Consider the following 14715-nt stretch of genomic DNA (forward strand, 5'->3'; position numbering starts at 1 on the left):
GCTCAGGAATGTTCGCCGAAGGAGAGCGGAAACGAGTAGGTAATTAACGCCTCATTCTCGCCGGGGTCTTGGGAAACAATATAGGCATTCGAAATATGGGCGATTTTTAGCCCCAAGCGCCCCCCATTGGCAAACTGATAGGCAAGACCGAGTTCCAGACGAAATTCAAAAGGGCTCCCCAATTGCTTGCCATTGCCAGCGTCATAACCACCAAAGCCAAGCACCGGCGTCAGTACCCAACGATCCCAAGCAATATCAGAGTAAAAACCTGTATAGCCCATAAAACCGCCACGGGTGTTGGCCATCAGGCCCCATGCCGCACCGATGCCAAAGAGCTTCGATGCCGACTGATACTCGACGTTGATCTCCGGCACGCGGGGATTGGGACCAGCAATCGGGTGAATCCCAACCCCATTGAATACACCTACGCCAGCGCTGAGGTAGGCCGGCCCACCCTGGATCACGTGCAATCCTTCTGCACTGGCAAACGGTGCCACCACTAACATGGCTGAGGCCATGACCCATGTCTTCATGCGAAATAACCGCATTCTGTGCTCCTTGTCTCTACACAAAAATGACTTGCCCAGTGGCGCGCCATGCGCTACCTTATCGACCGAACGGTCAGTATGTCTTTTGTTACGAATTGCGTCAAAGGTTTTGGTGCCTTGTAACGCTGCCCAGGCGGGAATGTAGTATCTTGCGTTTTGCTGCGGGAGAAGGGAAATCGCTATGCGTTGGATCAAACGGTTTGCGGTGATCATCATTGTTGCAGTGGTTGCCTTTGGCGCTTACGCCTATTTCCAAATCTCCGACTACTACCCGAGCACCGACGATGCCTATGTGCATGCGCATGTCGTCAATGTTGCCCCACGCGTAACTGGGCATGTGATAGCCCTCTATGTGCGCGATAATCAGGTCGTTCACCAAGGCCAGCCGCTGCTCAAGATTGATCCGCGCGCTTATCAGTATAAGCTACAGCAGGCCGAGGCTGAACTCGCGCAAGCACAGCGTCAGCGCGCCAGCATTGCCGCCAACATCGCCTCGGCACAGGCACAGATGCAAGCCAACCAAATTAACTATGCCAACGCCGCGCGCAATGCCGAGCGCGCCAAGAGCTTGGCTGCCCAACGCTACCTCTCGGTTCAGGCAGCAGACAATGCACAAACCAAGGCAGCAGAGTTCCAGGCGCAAATTCAGGCGAACCGCGCCACTGTATCGGGTGCCACCGCCCAGGAAGCGCTCAACAAGGCTCGCATAGCGGCGGCGCAGGCGGCCGTGGGTATGGCCAAGCTGGATCTGTCCGAGACGACGATCTACGCCTCCATCACCGGAGTCGTCAGCAAGGTAGACAAGATTCATGTCGGTGATGTGGTGTCGGTCAATCAGGATCTTTTTCCTTTGATTGGCAACCAAGCATACTGGATCGAAGCCAATTATAAGGAAACCGATCTTGACCGTATTCACCCAGGTCTGGACGCAGGCATCAATGTCGACATGTACCCGAACCATAGCTTCAAGGGTAAGGTAGTGAGCATTAGCGGCGGGGCAGGAAATGCCTTTTCACTACTACCCCCAGAAAATGCGACTGGCAACTGGGTAAAGGTCACGCAGCGCGTGCCGGTGCGCATCGAAGTACTCAACCCGGATACCAAGCTACCCCTGCGGATCGGCACGAGTGCCACGGTTACCGTGACGACAAAAAATATTCCTGGTTGGGTGACCTTCCTGCAACCGTATTTTTGATGCCATAAAAATCCGACAGGCAGGCGCGTCGCGCTTGCCTTCAATTTCGACTTACTCTCGATGCGGCGGTAGCTGCGCCCATTGCTCCCGCCGGCGCTGGCGTGGATGAACCCAGGTAGTACGCATTCCAAGGAGGCGCGCAGTATGTAAATTGGCGCGGCTATCATCAAAGAAATGGCAGTGGCAGGCAGGCACCCCATAGAGTCGCAATAAACGTCGATAAGCCTGGGCATCCGGCTTGCCACGCAAATCTGCCGCTGGCAAATCAAAAATTCCCAAAAAGTGCTGGCGTACCTGCAAGCGTTCCAGCACCCGCTCGGCATGCGCCGCAACACTGTTGGTGAAGATATATGCTGGACCATCCAAGCTGGCCAGCCAGCGGTCGAGCCGGGGATTCGCCGGTACGCTCGCGGCCAGGGCGGGAGGATGAATGGCACGCAAAAATTCTTGCGGGTCGGTATCATGATGCCGCATCAAACCTGCCAAGGTCGTGCCATAACGACGCCAATAGCGCTGTCGCACCAGCTCGGCTGCCGCACGATCCAGACCCAATCTTTCCTCCAGATAGGCATGCATATAGCGATGCATCTGTGGAAAACAGTGTACATTGGCATCGTAGAGGGTGTTATCAAGATCGAAGAGATACACCTGCCAGGGGCGCCGGCGCAGGCCAAGAAAGCGCGGCAGAAAGGCGTCCGCGCGTGGCGCCCCACGCCGTTGTCCGCGTCGTTTTTTCAATCGAGGTCCGAGATGAGTGTGCCGACTCCAAGGCGGGTAAACACCTCGAGCAGAAGTGCGTGCGGCACGCGGCCGTCTATAATGTGCGCGGCACGCACTCCGCCAGCCAGGGCATCAAGGCAGCAACGCAGCTTGGGGATCATGCCCCCGCTAATCACGCCATTACCCATTAACTGCTGCACCTCGGCAATGCGCAAACGCTCATAGAGCTGTCCGTCAGGATCAAGCACACCAGCAACATTGGTCATGAGAACAAATTTGTCAGCATGCAAGGTGCTCGCCAGAGCTCCAGCCACAAGATCGGCATTGATGTTATAGGATTCACCGCCAATACCGACGCCAATGGGAGCAATGATCGGGATCAGGCCACCAGAATCGAGAAAGCGGATGAGATCGGCATTCACGCGCGTCACCTCGCCTACCCAGCCCAAATCGACACCATCGTCGCGATCTAGTTTCCGCGCCTGGATCAGATTGCCATCCTTGCCCGTCAACCCCACCGCCTTGCCACCAGCGCGCTGAATTCCTTGCACAATCTGCTTGTTTACCAGCCCACCGAGGACCATCTCTACTACTTCCATGGTCGCGTCGTCGGTGACACGCATACCATCAAGCATCTTTGATGGTAGACCTAAGCGTCCCAAGAGCGAGTTGATCTGGGGACCGCCACCATGCACGATGATGGGGTTCATACCCACCTGCTTGAGCAGGGTAACGTCATAAGCAAACTGCTCTTGCAGGGCAGGTTCGGTCATGGCGTTGCCGCCATACTTGATCACCAGGGTGCTGCCCTGGAAGCGTTGCATGTAGGGCAAGGCCTCGATGAGAAACTCGGCCTGCAGGCGGGGATCAGTAGTCATGGAAGGCAAATCCTATGCGTTGGAACTTTGGCGGATTCCGCGTAATAGCACCTCGACCATCGCCCGGTCATAGTCCTCGGGGCGATCGACGAAGTGCACTGTGGGATATTGTCGCAACAAATCGCGCGATTGGAAAAAGATGACGTTGGCGCCGAGTAACATGGTCGCTACTAGGGCAGGATCAAAATCGTTACGCAATTCGCCCCGTTCTTGGCCGACTTGTAAAATCTGCACCAGACTGGCGAAGAGGTCGGCCAGGCCGGCATCCGCCAGATCGCGAGCGCGAGGTTCCCCCTTTTCCAGTAGCTCCCGCAAAAAGAGGCGTACCAAACGTGGGCGTGCCAACAGATGCTGTAAGTGATTGGCGGCAAAATGATGCAAGGCCTCACTCGCGGTGCCACTACTGTCGACCGCTTCCTGCAAGAGCGCGCGCAGGCTTGCCCCAGCACTCTGCAACACCGCCAAATAGAGGGCATCTTTGTTGGGAAAGTAATGGTAGATATTCGCCTTGCTGATGCCCGCATCTGTCGCTATCGCATGCATGGAGACGGCATCGAAGCCATGGTCGGCAAAAAGCTTTTCCGCTGCTGCAACAATCTTGCGGCAGCCTTCCCCTTCACTGCATACGCTGCTGGCGTCATTTCCCATTCCGTTTCCCGTGACCGCCCGATACTGACTCGTCGGTCAGTCAGTCTAGCATCGTAATACTGCGTAAGGCCATCCGTTCAATGCGCATCCGTTCAATGCGCGTGGCTTCGCCATTTGCTATTCTAGTCGCCGTTCATAGAAAGGTGCCAAATGTTTCATCAGCAAAATAGCCACGGTGATTTCTCTTTTAGCCTGCTGCTGCAGGCCTTACGCGGCGTCACACTCTGGCGCCCCAATGTGGTGTATGGCGGCTGCATTCTGATTGGGGCAATCATTTGGGAAGGGCTGGATGCCTGGGGTCAGGATACAGCTAGCGCACTTTTGGGCGCAGTCCTGTTCGTGCTAGCGATTTTGATCGGCTACTTGGCAGCGGGACGTTTATTGGTATTTGATGCCCGCGGTGAGCGTAGCCCAGGTATTTGGCGCAGCATCGGCTTTGCGCTGCGCGCCTGGCCGCGTCTTCTATTACTGGTGATAATGGAGGGCCTGTTACTGTTGGGTATTGGTGCTGTCGAAATGCTGGCCTTCGGTCTCACCCGTATACCCGCGTTCGGGCCGTACCTCGTCGTGCCACTCTTTCCTTTGGCCGTGCTCTTTAATGCAGCGTTACTCATTCTCGCCATTATTGTCTTCAATTTATCCGGCCCAGCGCTCTGGCACGGGGAGGGCGTGGCAAAGGCGTTGCGGCATACCATTGCTATTGCCAGTAAACGACCTGGCTCCGTACTGCTGATGATGTTATTGCTCGGACTATTGAGCAGTGCAGTAGCATTGGTAATCATTATGGTACTGTATGGCGGCTATGCCCTGACCCTGGCGGCGGCAACACCATTCCTAGGCAACGTTCTCTTCGATCATGGCGGTGGCGAAGCACTATTTCTCGATTGGCTACCCAATTTGAATGTCGCCGCGCAGCAATGGCAGCTAACGGTCTCCCCCATTGTTCACTGGACTCATATCGGCCAGCGTTTGTCCTGGTTCGCAGCTGGCACCCTCACCTTTTTGTTGCCCAACGTCGTATTTCTGTTGGGTATGGCTCACCTATACCTGGAGGCCCTGGAACTGGAAGCCCCAGAAGACTTGTAATGAAGGATTGAATGAAAAAACTGAAACGGCAGTGGGAGTTGGAAAAGCAACGTTGCCAGAGCTGCGGCATGCCTCGCTGCTTCGATCCAAAAGGTGGTGGTACAGAGGCTGATGGTAGCATAAGCAAAGAATTTTGTAGCTTTTGCTATGACTCTGGCAAGTTCAAAGAACCAGAACTTCAGCTCAGTCAAATGCAACAGCGCGCGCGCATGTTACTTCGCAAGCGAAATCAGCCTTGGTACATTCGTGCCTACATGGCGCACCGGATCACCACCCTATCGCGTTGGCGAAAGAAATAACGTGGCCAAAAGAGAAGGGCCTACTTTGCTAGCAGGCCCTTTCTATCACTGCATTACCGCGTGATTAAATACTGTTGCGCGGGCGACGTCCACGACGCGGCTTGAGTTCCTGCATCAAAGCCTCACCACGCTGGTGCAGCGCATTCATCTTTGCTTCGTCACCATTTACTTTCTCATACACTTCGGCAACTGCGGCAAGGATTTGCGTCGCCTCCCAGCCATTGGCCAAACGCGAGATCCGATCAACCAGCATGCGCCGCTGCGCGTCACGCTCACGCTTGAGCTTGGGATTTTCCTGCAAGCGGCGCTTCTGATCCTCAATCTTACTCATTTGTTCGCGCATACGCGCTTCCATCTGTTGACGCTTTGCTTCCAAATCTGCCAAGCGCTCTTCCGCCGTACGCCGATGTCTTTTCTGCTTTTCCATTTCCTGATCTCCCGATTACCTAAAACTTTGGCGTCAGCTCCGCCATAGGCGGTGATTATGTCAGCTCATTTTACTTTTCGCAAATACAAATGCATCAGAAAATACATACTCAGAATCGAGACCGGACTGCTGCAAATGTGCCGATAAGTCGAAGACCATATCTGGATGTCCGCAGAGATAGGCAACCACATCGTTTGGCTGCGGGAAGTCTGCACTGATGGCATCGGTAATATAGCCCGTTCTCCCCGCCCACGATGCGTCGGGACGAGAAACGACGGGATGAAAATGAAAGCTCGCGTGCTTCGCCTGCCATTGCTGTAACAATTCCTGATAATAAAATTCCTGGGGATAGCGCACGCCCCAGTAAAAATGAATATCTCGGGTATCGTCATTGGCAAAGAGTTGTTCCAGCATTCCCTTGATCGGCGCAAACCCGGTTCCCGTTGCTGCCAACAACAGCGGACGTTGCGGCCAGTCATCGCGGATAAAGAAAGTACCAAGCGGCCCCTCAAAGCGAAGAATATCTTTTTCTTTCATGGTAGAGAAAACGTGTCCCGTAAATTGTCCCCCTGGCACATGTTTGATGTGCAGCTCCAGCTGCGCGCCAGGGCCGGGAATATTGGCCAAGGAAAAGCCACGTCGACTGCCGTCCTTGAGCAGAATATCGATATACTGTCCGGGCAAAAAACGAAACTCCTGCGTGCTTGGCAACTGCAAAAAGAGCGCCCGCACCTCGGGCGCCAGGTCGACAATACGCGCCACCCGCGATGGCAGGGTCTTGATCTCGATCCCGGCTGCCGCTCCCACTTCCCGCGCCTCAATAGATAAATCGGTTAATGGCGTCGCCTGACAAAAGAGGGCAAAACCGGCTTCCATTTCTGCATCCGGCAGCATTTTTTCATCTACTTCCCCATAATCTACCGAGCCCTCCAAAACCTTTCCTTTGCAGGTGGCGCAGGTACCACTGCGGCAACTATAGGGCAACGCATAACCGTGGCGCAGGGCCGCCTCAAGAATGGTTTCATTGGCCTCGATATCCATCTCGTGGCCACTGGGTTCGATGCGCAAACGATAAGTCATGAACTACTCCTGTCGGGAAGGGGTCGTAGCCCCTGCAAGAGGATGAAAGGGCGAAAGCGTGCTCCGATCAAAACGGTTCCAGATCCAACAAAATAATGCGGCAGTTCTCTCTGCATCATATAGCGCCGAGTGCGCCTGTTTTCCATCCCATTCCAGGCCCGCTCTCATCACCGCCTTGGCGAGGACCGTTTCGCCCAGGGCGAGGGCGGCGAGGGTTACGGTATCTAGGGTGCTGAAGGGATGAAATGGACTATTTTTGAGGTTTTCCCGTGCTGCTGCCGCGTGGATAAAAGAGAGATCGAAATTGGCATTATGACCGACCAAAACCGCGCGCCGGCAGCCCTGGCTACGCACCTGCGTACGCAACTGCCGAAACAAATCGCGTAGTGCTTCTGCCTCGGAAATCGCGCCACGCAGGGGATGTTCGGGATCAATGCCATTGAATGCCAAGGCTTGTGGATCGAGGATAGATCCGGCAAATGGTTGTATGTGGTAGTGCAGGGTCTGCACCGGCTGCAATTCGCCGCTCTCTCCAGCAATTACTACAGCCGCAATCTCCAGTAGGGCATTCCGCTGGCAATCGAAGCCAGCGGTTTCGACATCCACCACTACTGGCAAAAAGCCGCGTACGCGCTTGGCGATAGGCGTCGCACTCATGCGAGACTCCCCCTAGCCGGAAAGCGCAGGGCCCGTGGTCCTGCCAAGACCACAGCGCTGGCGACGCTCAGGCTAACTGCGGCGGTCAGCATGAGCATCACCACAAGCTGCATGGATACTGCCGCCAGGGGCGCCATGCCGGCCAAGATCATCCCCGCAGTAATGCCAGGAATGTGGATCATGCCCACACTTTTCAGACTATCTAGGGTAGGAATCAGGGAACTGCGCACCACCATGGCATAGAGTTGGCGCATGGCCTGACGCTCGGTGGCACCCAAAGCCAGCATGGCCAAGAGCAGATCCTCGCGCTGGTCGACCTCACTGCGCAGCCGATTGAGCGCCAAGGAAACGGCATTCATCGAGTTGCCGATGATCATCCCGCCAATCGGCACCAGCGATTGCCCTTTCCAGGTGACGAGACCCGAAATCAGCATCCACGCCAAGGTGACACTGGTAGCAATAAAGATGCTCACAGTTCCCACCCAATAGGCGTGCGGAATTCCGGCGCCACGTTTGCGATTGAAAAACCCCGCAGCAAAAATCATCAGGGCCAGAAACAGGACGAGCAAGGGTGGCGACTGCTGGCGAAACAGCCAACCCAAGACAAAGCCCATAGCTGCGAGCTGAACAGTAGCGCGCAGTGCTGACCACCACAATTCCCGCCCCACTTCGAGCCGCTGCCAGGCAGACAGGGCCCAAGCGCTGCCCAGCAGGCCAAAGACCCCGGCAATTGCCCAGGGCGAAAAATGACTGAACAGGCCAGTTGCAGCGTAACCCATGCAATTCTCAGAGATTGGAAGAGCTGGGACTATAGCAAAAAAAGCTTTATTTGGCTTTTCTGCAGCGCCAGCGCAACAACGTTATTCCAACTTTTGCAGGGCTGCGATACGTTGTTCTACCATCGGATGACTGGCAAAAAACCCCCGCGTTTCCCCAAAAGTTGCGAGGGGGGCCAACGGTCCGCAGCAGGCATCATGTGCCGGAACAGCAGCATGCGTGCGCAGCAGCGAAAGCATCCCTGCTACGCCATATTGCTCTGCTGCAAAGCGATCTGCAGCATACTCCCGCCGTCGCGAAAACCAGGCAATAGGAAGCAGGGAAAAGAGAAAAAAGAGCGCCTGCAACACAAGAATGAGAAGAGCCCGCATAGGTTGTTGCGCATGGAAGAGCGTCGCCAGAACCTGCGCAAAGGCAAAAGCAAAAACAATGGTCGTCCCTTGCAACAGTTGCATGCTCAGCATGTCACCAGAGTAAATATGGGCCATTTCATGGGCAACCACAGCGCGCAGTTCTGCATCCGAGGCTGATTGCAGCAGGCTGGAGGAAAAGAGCAGCCAAGCCCGCTGCCGGCCAAGGCTGAGCACCAAGGCATTCGGGCCCGTGCCTGCAAAGCTGTAGAGTTCTGGTTCGCGCATCCCCAATCGTTGCGCAAGATTGCTGGCAATCTTCTTGGCAAATGCCTCTCGCTCCGTTGCCATCAACGGCTGTAACGCAAGCGAATGTTTGACCACCTGTGGCATCAGCAACCAAGAAAACAAGGCGCTGAACAGGCCGAAGCAAAAGATCGTGAGAGCCAAGTAGACGATGGGTAGGGCAGCCACAGAAATTGCACAGCACGCGGAGAGTATCTCTGCGGCGAGATAGACCATGAGCACCATCCCGCCGGTCACGAGGAGATTGCTCAACAATAGCCACAGCAATGCCTTGATCCACACCATCTTGCGCTCCCATCTCTATTTTTGCGGCGTGGCGGCGTTGACAGAAACGCCTTTTGCATCTGTGGCCAGTGTAGACGGAATGGAATCGTTACGGAAGCGCAGCGATAGAAAATTCCGTAGCTGCGTATGGAAGCTCGCCGAGAAAAGATCCGCGCAAAACATTGCGCAAAGTCTCCAGGGTGCCCGCGGCGACCTGCTGCTGGCAGTGATTCGCGATCCAACCCGCATAGGGTACGGCACGCTGCTGAATAACAGTCTCCGTGAGGCGAGCATGATTGATGGCACCAAGGCGCAAGCCTACCACCAAAATGATGGGCAGCCCCAGTTCCTCGGCCCAATCAAGGGTGTCCCAGCCTTCTCCGAGGGGAACGAGCAAGCCACCCGCACCTTCCACCAGAATACGATCGACCTTTTGCGCACGCTTGCGCACAAATTCCGTGAGACCAACACGATCCATTTCTTGCCCCGCCAACCGCGCTGCCCAGTGCGGGGCGATCGGCGGCACGAAGCGATAGAGATTGCAATCGTTTTGCGCCAGCGGTGGATGACTGGCCAGCCGTAACTGCTCGACATCTGTCCAGCTACCATTCGCTTCTCGCCCGGAGGCATAGGGTTTGAGGGCGGCAACCGTGGCGCCGCTTGCAGCAAAGGCGCGGGCCAGGGCAACGGTGACCCGCGTTTTGCCCACTTCGGTGTCGGTCCCGGTAATGAAATAGCCTTGTGCCATTACTCGCGTCTCCGCGGAATGAATTGTAGTGGCTGAAAGTCTTGCGCCGGGCGATCGGCAGCACGCCAGGCGTGGGCATGCACCACCTCATAATGCAGTGGGAGCTTACCGGCGGGGGTGCGGAATTCCTCGTAGGCGGCACGCAAGCGCTGCAATTTGCGCGGCGTGAACAGCCCTTGCCGCGCCTGGGAATTACCGGCACCAATGCCGCGCAGATCACGCAATAAACCATCGAGATCATCGTAGTGCAGTTCGTAGTGCTCGACGTCGAGCACGGGATCGGCAAAGCCTGCCTGCACCATGGCATCCCCCAAGACGTGCATATCGAGAAATTCATGCACATGCGGTTCACTGTCCACGGCACGGAAGGCCTGGCGCAGCTCGCGCAGGCTATCTGGGCCCAGAGAACTGCACAACAACAAGCCCTCTGGCTGCAATACCCGTCGCATTTCGCGCAAAGCGGGCATGGGGTCGGGCAGCCATTGCAGAACGAAGTTGGAATAGATCATCTGTAGCGACTGGTCGCGCAAGGGCAGTTGCTCGGCATCGCCCTGCAAATACCACTGCCGCTGCCGCCAGGACTTGCGCCGCCGCGCCTCTTGCAACATCGGTAGGGCAAGATCGATGGCCAGAATTCGGGCGCGCGGGTAGCGACGATTCAGGCGTCGGCTCTGCAATCCGGTGCCAGCACCAAGGTCGAGAAGAAATTGTGGATCGATTTTCAGCAAATCCAGACGTTCAAGCATCTCTTGCCCTACCTGGTCCTGCAGGGTGGCCAGCGCCTCGTAGTCTTGCGCGGCATGGGAAAAGTGTCGGCGCACCAGACGCTTATTGAGCATGAAGAAATACCTCGCGCAGGGCTTGGGCGCAGGCCACGGGTTGGCTCAGGAAGGGGGCATGGCCGCAATGCAGTACGCGCAGCACGCTCGTCGGCAGGGCGCGCCGCAGATATTCCGCCGCCGCTGACGGCACAATACGATCGCCTTCTCCCTGCAGCAGCAACACGGGTATATCCAAAGCATGCAAAGCGGGGCGAAGATCAATGTCCTGCAGAAATTGCAAGCCCGCCAGCAGACAAGCCGTATCTGGCAGCGGCCAGTCATCGACCTGCGGCATACGTCCGCGGGCGTTGGGATCGCCCAAGACCTGTAAGGCGAAAAAACGTCGCCGCAGCCCCTGGGCATTCTGCGTCAGCTCCGCAGCAAAGTCGTCGAGCAGTTGCGGGGCAATGCCAGCAGGCCAGTCCACTCGTTGCTGGAAGCAAGGCGAGCCAGCAAGCAAAACCAAGCCAGAAAGCGGGGCCTGGGGGCGCAGCGCCAGAGCCAGACTAACGAGGCCACCCAGGGACCAGCCGAGGAGAATAGGTCTTTCCAGAACGCTCAGGTGCGCTTGTAACAGATCGAGCTCTGTCTCCCACTGCCAGCCCTCTGCCGGGCAAGGGCGCGCGCCGTGCCCAGGGAGCTCCCAGGTATGCACCGTAAAATCCTCTGCCAGCATCGGCAACCACGGCGCGAATACCCGTCTTTCCATGCCCCAGCCATGCAGCAGAACCAGGTTACGCCGCTCGCTCATCGCGCATTACCGTCCACGCCCTGCAAGGCAGCCAGAAGACCCTCGATATCGTGCAGATCATGCGCGGCGCTCAGGCTGATGCGTAGTCGTGCCTGGCCAGCGGGTACCGTGGGCGGTCGTACCGCCGGGCAGTACATACCGGCAGCACGCAGTTGCGCCGCTGCCTGCAAGGCCGCGTCATTGCCACCCAGGATGAGGCCCTGGATGGGCGTGCTACTCGGCAGATAGGACCGTCCCTGTAGCCCCGTCTGCAGGGTGTCGCGCAGATCACCCAGATGTTTGCGTAAGGCTTCCCCCTGCCGCAGGAGATCAAGAGCGGCGCGACTGGCAGCAGCGACATTTGCCGGCAAGGCAGTATGGAAGAGATAGCTGCGTGCTGCCTGCTGCAACCAACGCATGAGGCTACGCGGCCCGGCAACAAAGGCACCATAAGAACCGAAGGCCTTGCCCAGGGTACCCACCCGCAGCGTCACTGCGTCCGCAGTCAGCCCCCAGTGTGCCAAACTGCCTCGCCCCTGTTCGCCCAGCACGCCAAAGGCATGCGCCTCATCCAGTAGTAGTCCAGCGCCATAACGCTCAGCTAAGGCTGCAAGCTCCGGCAAAGGTGCCAGATCACCATCCATACTGAAGACACCTTCTGTCACAATCCAGGCGCGACCGGCGGTTGGCTTTTGCAATAAGGTCTCCAGATGGGCGAGATCGTTGTGACGAAAACGCTGAAAACGGACACCACTGAGCCGCGCGCCATCGATGAGCGAGGCGTGGGCGAGACGATCCAGAAAGAGCTGATCGCCGGCCTCGACCAGAGCAGTCAGGATGCCCAGATTGGCCAGATAACCCGAACCAAAGAGCAAGACCTCTTCCACCCCCAACCATTCAGCCAGGGCCAGCGCCAGCGCCGCATGCTCCGTGCGCACGCCGCCGAGCAAGGGCGCGGCGCCCGCTCCATACTCTCCTCCTTCCAGACTCTCAATTGCCGCGCTGCGCAGGGCAGGATGCCGCGCCAGGCCCAAATAATCATTGCTGGCAAAGGAGAGTAGCGTCATCCCGGCCGTGTCCCGATAGCACGGGCGCGATCCCGGCAGGGGCTGCAACACTTCCGTTTGCCGTAACAGGCCGGCACGGGTCCGCACCGCGACCGCTTCTTCCCAACCTGTCTGCAAGGTACTTGGTATGGACATGGGCACGGTATAGGGGAACCGGGCGCGCCTTGTCAACGCGCGGAAAGGCGGCGTACCCTACACATCAGGAGGTGTATGACATGCGCACCAATATTGTTCTGGATGACAAGCTGATTGATGAAGCCATGCGGGTAACGCGGGTGCGGAGCAAGAAAGCGGTTGTCGACCTAGCCTTGCGCGAACTGGTCGCGCGTCATGCGCAACGACGCCTGCGCGAGTTGGTCGGGCAAGGTCTTCTAGCGCCCGATTACGACGTAGCCAGCGTACGTGCCGGCATGACCCGTGATCTTGGTTGATAGCTCGGTGTGGATCGATTGGCTACGCGCAGGAAACCATCCGGCGACGCTGCAGCTTGATCGCCTGATCGACGAAGACGAGGTAGTGCTGAGCCCGGTCACAGAGCAGGAAATCCTGATGGGCGCACGCGGCGCGGCACAACTCGCAAAATTACGCAGTTATTTTGGTGCGATTCCGGTATTGATGCCAACCCGGAGCACCTTCTCTGATGCTGGCGCACTATATGCGCGCTGCCGCTGGGCGGGTGTTACGCCGCGCAGCCCGCATGACTGCCTGATTGCACAAAGCGCCGTAGAGCATAAGATTCCACTGCTCACAAACGATCGCGACTTTGCACAGATCGCCAAGATCGAGGAACGCTTACAGTTGTTGGCTTTTTGATGATCGCACATCATTTTGGGGAACTGTGTTGCTGACAAGGATTATCGGATCGCAGGGGCGAGAATTTTGGGGTAATGGCAGTAGGCGCCTGGCGTCCTGGTTGCTACCGGAAAACTGCCGTTTCTGCTCCGCTCCTGGGGCTGCGATTTGTGCAGACTGCTTGCGGGAACTACCGCGCCTGCCAGCAGATCGCTGCAGTTGGTGCGCCTTACCGGTGAATGATGATGGCGACTGCCCGGTCTGCAGTGTCGAAGCGCCAAGCTACGACTATACGTTTTGCCCCTTTGTCTACACGACACCCCTGGCAGAGGCCATCAGCGCCTGGAAATTCCATGCGGGCCTGGATTGGACCCGGCCGCTGGCCAACGCCTGGATCGAAGCCTGGGCGGACGCGGCGCCAGCGAAGCCAGATGCACTGCTGCCGGTACCTGCGCATCCAGCCCGCCTGCGTGAGCGTGGCTACAATCAGGCGATGCTGCTCGCGCAGCACTGGGGGCGTCACTATGGCATAGCACGACGCGACGTCCTGCGGCGGGTGCGTAATACCCCGCACCAAGTCGGGGGCAGCCGTGACCAGCGTCGCGCCAACCTGCGGTCCGCTTTTGCCGTGCGGGCACAATTGCCGGCACACGTAGCGCTGGTGGATGACGTATTGACCACCGGCAGTACCGCGGAGGCTTTGGCTCGATTACTCAAGGCACACGGTGTCGAACGCGTTGATTTGTGGATACTGGCGCGTGCCTTATGAGCGACGTCTTTCTCGATCTCGTGCTCTACCAACCGGAGATCCCGCCCAATACCGGCAATATCATCCGTCTCTGTGCCAACACTGGCGCACGATTGCACCTGATTGAGCCCCTCGGCTTTGCCTGGGATGATCGACGCCTGCGCCGCGCAGGCCTGGATTATCATGAATTTGCCGAGGTGCAGCACCACGCCTCCTGGGAAGACTGCGCGACGCCATTTGCCGGGCGACGGATCCTCGCCTTCAGCACTAAGGGCGCGCCGGGGAGCTTTGCCCAAGCCCGTTTTGCGCCAGGCGATGTCCTGCTCTTTGGCCCAGAGACCCGCGGCCTGCCAGACCATATTCTCGCCAGCTTCCCCGCCGAGCGACTATTGCGTCTACCCATGCGTACTGGGCAGCGCAGTCTCAACCTCTCCAACTCCTGTGCCATTGCAGTATTCGAGGCCTGGCGACAACTGGGTTACCCCGGCGGGACGTAACTTGTCATAAAAGTGTCACAAAAGCTTCATCATACTGTCACAAACAAGTTGTAGACTCAGTTTGCCGATACATACAC

General features: G+C 57.3%; 20 protein-coding genes. 7 read left to right on the forward strand and 13 right to left on the reverse strand.

Going from position 1 to position 14715, the window contains the following annotated elements; translation table 11 throughout:
* Positions 1 to 2 precede the first annotated feature (2 nt).
* Positions 3 to 764, reverse strand: a complete 762-nt coding sequence (locus AB4090_RS07195; protein ID WP_369573193.1) for an acyloxyacyl hydrolase — start codon at positions 762 to 764, stop codon at positions 3 to 5.
* Here AB4090_RS07195 and AB4090_RS07200 point away from each other — a divergent pair.
* Complete coding sequence (locus tag AB4090_RS07200) at positions 730 to 1743, forward strand: efflux RND transporter periplasmic adaptor subunit (protein WP_369573194.1); 1014 nt, start codon at positions 730 to 732, stop codon at positions 1741 to 1743. The two genes, AB4090_RS07195 and AB4090_RS07200, sit on opposite strands and share 35 nt — an antisense overlap.
* A gap of 51 nt (positions 1744 to 1794) precedes the next feature.
* Here AB4090_RS07200 and AB4090_RS07205 read toward each other — a convergent pair whose 3' ends face one another.
* From AB4090_RS07205 to AB4090_RS07215, 3 genes are read right to left on the reverse strand one after another with little or no spacing between them, the layout of a single operon-like run.
* Complete coding sequence (locus AB4090_RS07205; protein ID WP_369573195.1) at positions 1795 to 2481, reverse strand: pyrimidine 5'-nucleotidase; 687 nt, start codon at positions 2479 to 2481, stop codon at positions 1795 to 1797.
* Positions 2478 to 3341 (reverse strand): acetylglutamate kinase, encoded by an 864-nt coding sequence (argB, locus tag AB4090_RS07210; RefSeq protein WP_369573196.1) that lies wholly within the window; start codon positions 3339 to 3341, stop codon positions 2478 to 2480. Before argB ends, AB4090_RS07205 begins: the two co-directional genes overlap by 4 nt.
* Before the next feature lie 12 nt (positions 3342 to 3353).
* On the reverse strand, positions 3354 to 3989 hold the full coding sequence (locus AB4090_RS07215) for a TetR/AcrR family transcriptional regulator (RefSeq protein ID WP_369573197.1): 636 nt from the start codon (positions 3987 to 3989) through the stop codon (positions 3354 to 3356).
* Between the two features lie 150 nt (positions 3990 to 4139).
* Here AB4090_RS07215 and AB4090_RS07220 point away from each other — a divergent pair, with 150 nt between their 5' ends.
* Both AB4090_RS07220 and AB4090_RS07225 read left to right on the forward strand, forming a co-directional pair.
* Positions 4140 to 5075, forward strand: a complete 936-nt coding sequence (locus AB4090_RS07220; protein WP_369573198.1) for a hypothetical protein — start codon at positions 4140 to 4142, stop codon at positions 5073 to 5075.
* 11 nt (positions 5076 to 5086) lie between these two features.
* Positions 5087 to 5374: a zinc ribbon domain-containing protein gene (locus AB4090_RS07225; protein WP_369573199.1), complete on the forward strand. Its 288-nt coding sequence runs from the start codon at positions 5087 to 5089 to the stop codon at positions 5372 to 5374.
* A gap of 64 nt (positions 5375 to 5438) precedes the next feature.
* On the opposite strand, the gene AB4090_RS07230 is transcribed toward AB4090_RS07225, so the two are convergent.
* The 9 genes from AB4090_RS07230 to AB4090_RS07270 all read right to left on the reverse strand — a co-directional run bounded on the left by AB4090_RS07230 (position 5439) and on the right by AB4090_RS07270 (position 12736).
* On the reverse strand, positions 5439 to 5801 hold the full coding sequence (locus AB4090_RS07230) for a hypothetical protein (RefSeq protein WP_369573200.1): 363 nt from the start codon (positions 5799 to 5801) through the stop codon (positions 5439 to 5441).
* A gap of 60 nt (positions 5802 to 5861) precedes the next feature.
* Positions 5862 to 6881, reverse strand: coding sequence for a CDP-6-deoxy-delta-3,4-glucoseen reductase (locus AB4090_RS07235; RefSeq protein ID WP_369573201.1), 1020 nt, complete (start codon positions 6879 to 6881; stop codon positions 5862 to 5864).
* A 3-nt stretch (positions 6882 to 6884) separates the two neighbouring features.
* The gene (gene rnt, locus AB4090_RS07240) at positions 6885 to 7538 is read right to left on the reverse strand and encodes a ribonuclease T (RefSeq protein WP_369573202.1); all 654 of its coding nucleotides are present in this window, start codon (positions 7536 to 7538) and stop codon (positions 6885 to 6887) included.
* Positions 7535 to 8317, reverse strand: coding sequence for an iron export ABC transporter permease subunit FetB (gene fetB / locus AB4090_RS07245; RefSeq protein ID WP_369573203.1), 783 nt, complete (start codon positions 8315 to 8317; stop codon positions 7535 to 7537). The genes rnt and fetB overlap by 4 nt, the downstream gene beginning before the upstream one ends.
* A gap of 81 nt (positions 8318 to 8398) precedes the next feature.
* Entirely contained in the window at positions 8399 to 9256 is an 858-nt protein-coding gene (locus AB4090_RS07250; protein ID WP_369573204.1) for a M48 family metalloprotease, read from the reverse strand.
* Between the two features lie 88 nt (positions 9257 to 9344).
* Positions 9345 to 9983 carry a dethiobiotin synthase gene (gene bioD / locus AB4090_RS07255; protein ID WP_369573205.1) on the reverse strand — a complete coding sequence of 213 codons (639 nt, stop codon included), beginning with the start codon at positions 9981 to 9983 and terminating at the stop codon, positions 9345 to 9347.
* Complete coding sequence (gene bioC, locus AB4090_RS07260; RefSeq protein ID WP_369573206.1) at positions 9983 to 10822, reverse strand: malonyl-ACP O-methyltransferase BioC; 840 nt, start codon at positions 10820 to 10822, stop codon at positions 9983 to 9985. Before bioC ends, bioD begins: the two co-directional genes overlap by 1 nt.
* Positions 10812 to 11555, reverse strand: a complete 744-nt coding sequence (locus tag AB4090_RS07265) for an alpha/beta fold hydrolase (RefSeq protein ID WP_369573207.1) — start codon at positions 11553 to 11555, stop codon at positions 10812 to 10814. Before AB4090_RS07265 ends, bioC begins: the two co-directional genes overlap by 11 nt.
* Entirely contained in the window at positions 11552 to 12736 is a 1185-nt protein-coding gene (locus AB4090_RS07270; protein WP_369573208.1) for an aminotransferase class I/II-fold pyridoxal phosphate-dependent enzyme, read from the reverse strand. Before AB4090_RS07270 ends, AB4090_RS07265 begins: the two co-directional genes overlap by 4 nt.
* 80 nt (positions 12737 to 12816) lie before the next feature.
* Between AB4090_RS07270 and AB4090_RS07275 the strand changes: the two genes are divergently transcribed.
* The 4 genes from AB4090_RS07275 to trmL are packed head-to-tail and all read left to right on the forward strand — an operon-like array spanning position 12817 to position 14638.
* Positions 12817 to 13032 carry a type II toxin-antitoxin system VapB family antitoxin gene (locus AB4090_RS07275; RefSeq protein ID WP_369573209.1) on the forward strand — a complete coding sequence of 72 codons (216 nt, stop codon included), beginning with the start codon at positions 12817 to 12819 and terminating at the stop codon, positions 13030 to 13032.
* Positions 13019 to 13414, forward strand: coding sequence for a PIN domain-containing protein (locus tag AB4090_RS07280; RefSeq protein WP_369573210.1), 396 nt, complete (start codon positions 13019 to 13021; stop codon positions 13412 to 13414). Before AB4090_RS07275 ends, AB4090_RS07280 begins: the two co-directional genes overlap by 14 nt.
* A gap of 25 nt (positions 13415 to 13439) precedes the next feature.
* Positions 13440 to 14162, forward strand: coding sequence for a double zinc ribbon domain-containing protein (locus tag AB4090_RS07285; RefSeq protein ID WP_369573211.1), 723 nt, complete (start codon positions 13440 to 13442; stop codon positions 14160 to 14162).
* A complete protein-coding gene (gene trmL / locus AB4090_RS07290; protein ID WP_369573212.1) occupies positions 14159 to 14638 on the forward strand; it encodes a tRNA (uridine(34)/cytosine(34)/5-carboxymethylaminomethyluridine(34)-2'-O)-methyltransferase TrmL in 480 nt (159 codons plus the stop codon). The genes AB4090_RS07285 and trmL overlap by 4 nt, the downstream gene beginning before the upstream one ends.
* The last annotated feature ends 77 nt before the right edge of the window (positions 14639 to 14715 follow it).

Source organism: Acidithiobacillus sp. IBUN Pt1247-S3 (assembly GCF_041146875.1).
Lineage (GTDB): Bacteria > Pseudomonadota > Gammaproteobacteria > Acidithiobacillales > Acidithiobacillaceae > Igneacidithiobacillus.

Excerpts from the sequence above, each read along its gene's own strand:
- AB4090_RS07200 (WP_369573194.1), top strand. The coding sequence starts at position 730 with ATGCGTTGGATCAAACGGTTTGCGGTGATCATCATTGTTGCAGTGGTT.
- AB4090_RS07195 (WP_369573193.1), bottom strand. The coding sequence starts at position 764 with ATGATGATCACCGCAAACCGTTTGATCCAACGCATAGCGATTTCCCTT.
- argB (WP_369573196.1), bottom strand. The coding sequence starts at position 3,341 with ATGACTACTGATCCCCGCCTGCAGGCCGAGTTTCTCATCGAGGCCTTG.
- AB4090_RS07215 (WP_369573197.1), bottom strand. The coding sequence starts at position 3,989 with ATGGGAAATGACGCCAGCAGCGTATGCAGTGAAGGGGAAGGCTGCCGC.
- AB4090_RS07220 (WP_369573198.1), top strand. The coding sequence starts at position 4,140 with ATGTTTCATCAGCAAAATAGCCACGGTGATTTCTCTTTTAGCCTGCTG.
- AB4090_RS07225 (WP_369573199.1), top strand. The coding sequence starts at position 5,087 with ATGAAAAAACTGAAACGGCAGTGGGAGTTGGAAAAGCAACGTTGCCAG.
- AB4090_RS07230 (WP_369573200.1), bottom strand. The coding sequence starts at position 5,801 with ATGGAAAAGCAGAAAAGACATCGGCGTACGGCGGAAGAGCGCTTGGCA.
- AB4090_RS07235 (WP_369573201.1), bottom strand. The coding sequence starts at position 6,881 with ATGACTTATCGTTTGCGCATCGAACCCAGTGGCCACGAGATGGATATC.
- rnt (WP_369573202.1), bottom strand. The coding sequence starts at position 7,538 with ATGAGTGCGACGCCTATCGCCAAGCGCGTACGCGGCTTTTTGCCAGTA.
- fetB (WP_369573203.1), bottom strand. The coding sequence starts at position 8,317 with ATGGGTTACGCTGCAACTGGCCTGTTCAGTCATTTTTCGCCCTGGGCA.
- AB4090_RS07250 (WP_369573204.1), bottom strand. The coding sequence starts at position 9,256 with ATGGTGTGGATCAAGGCATTGCTGTGGCTATTGTTGAGCAATCTCCTC.
- bioD (WP_369573205.1), bottom strand. The coding sequence starts at position 9,983 with ATGGCACAAGGCTATTTCATTACCGGGACCGACACCGAAGTGGGCAAA.
- bioC (WP_369573206.1), bottom strand. The coding sequence starts at position 10,822 with ATGCTCAATAAGCGTCTGGTGCGCCGACACTTTTCCCATGCCGCGCAA.
- AB4090_RS07265 (WP_369573207.1), bottom strand. The coding sequence starts at position 11,555 with ATGAGCGAGCGGCGTAACCTGGTTCTGCTGCATGGCTGGGGCATGGAA.
- AB4090_RS07270 (WP_369573208.1), bottom strand. The coding sequence starts at position 12,736 with ATGTCCATACCAAGTACCTTGCAGACAGGTTGGGAAGAAGCGGTCGCG.
- AB4090_RS07275 (WP_369573209.1), top strand. The coding sequence starts at position 12,817 with ATGCGCACCAATATTGTTCTGGATGACAAGCTGATTGATGAAGCCATG.
- trmL (WP_369573212.1), top strand. The coding sequence starts at position 14,159 with ATGAGCGACGTCTTTCTCGATCTCGTGCTCTACCAACCGGAGATCCCG.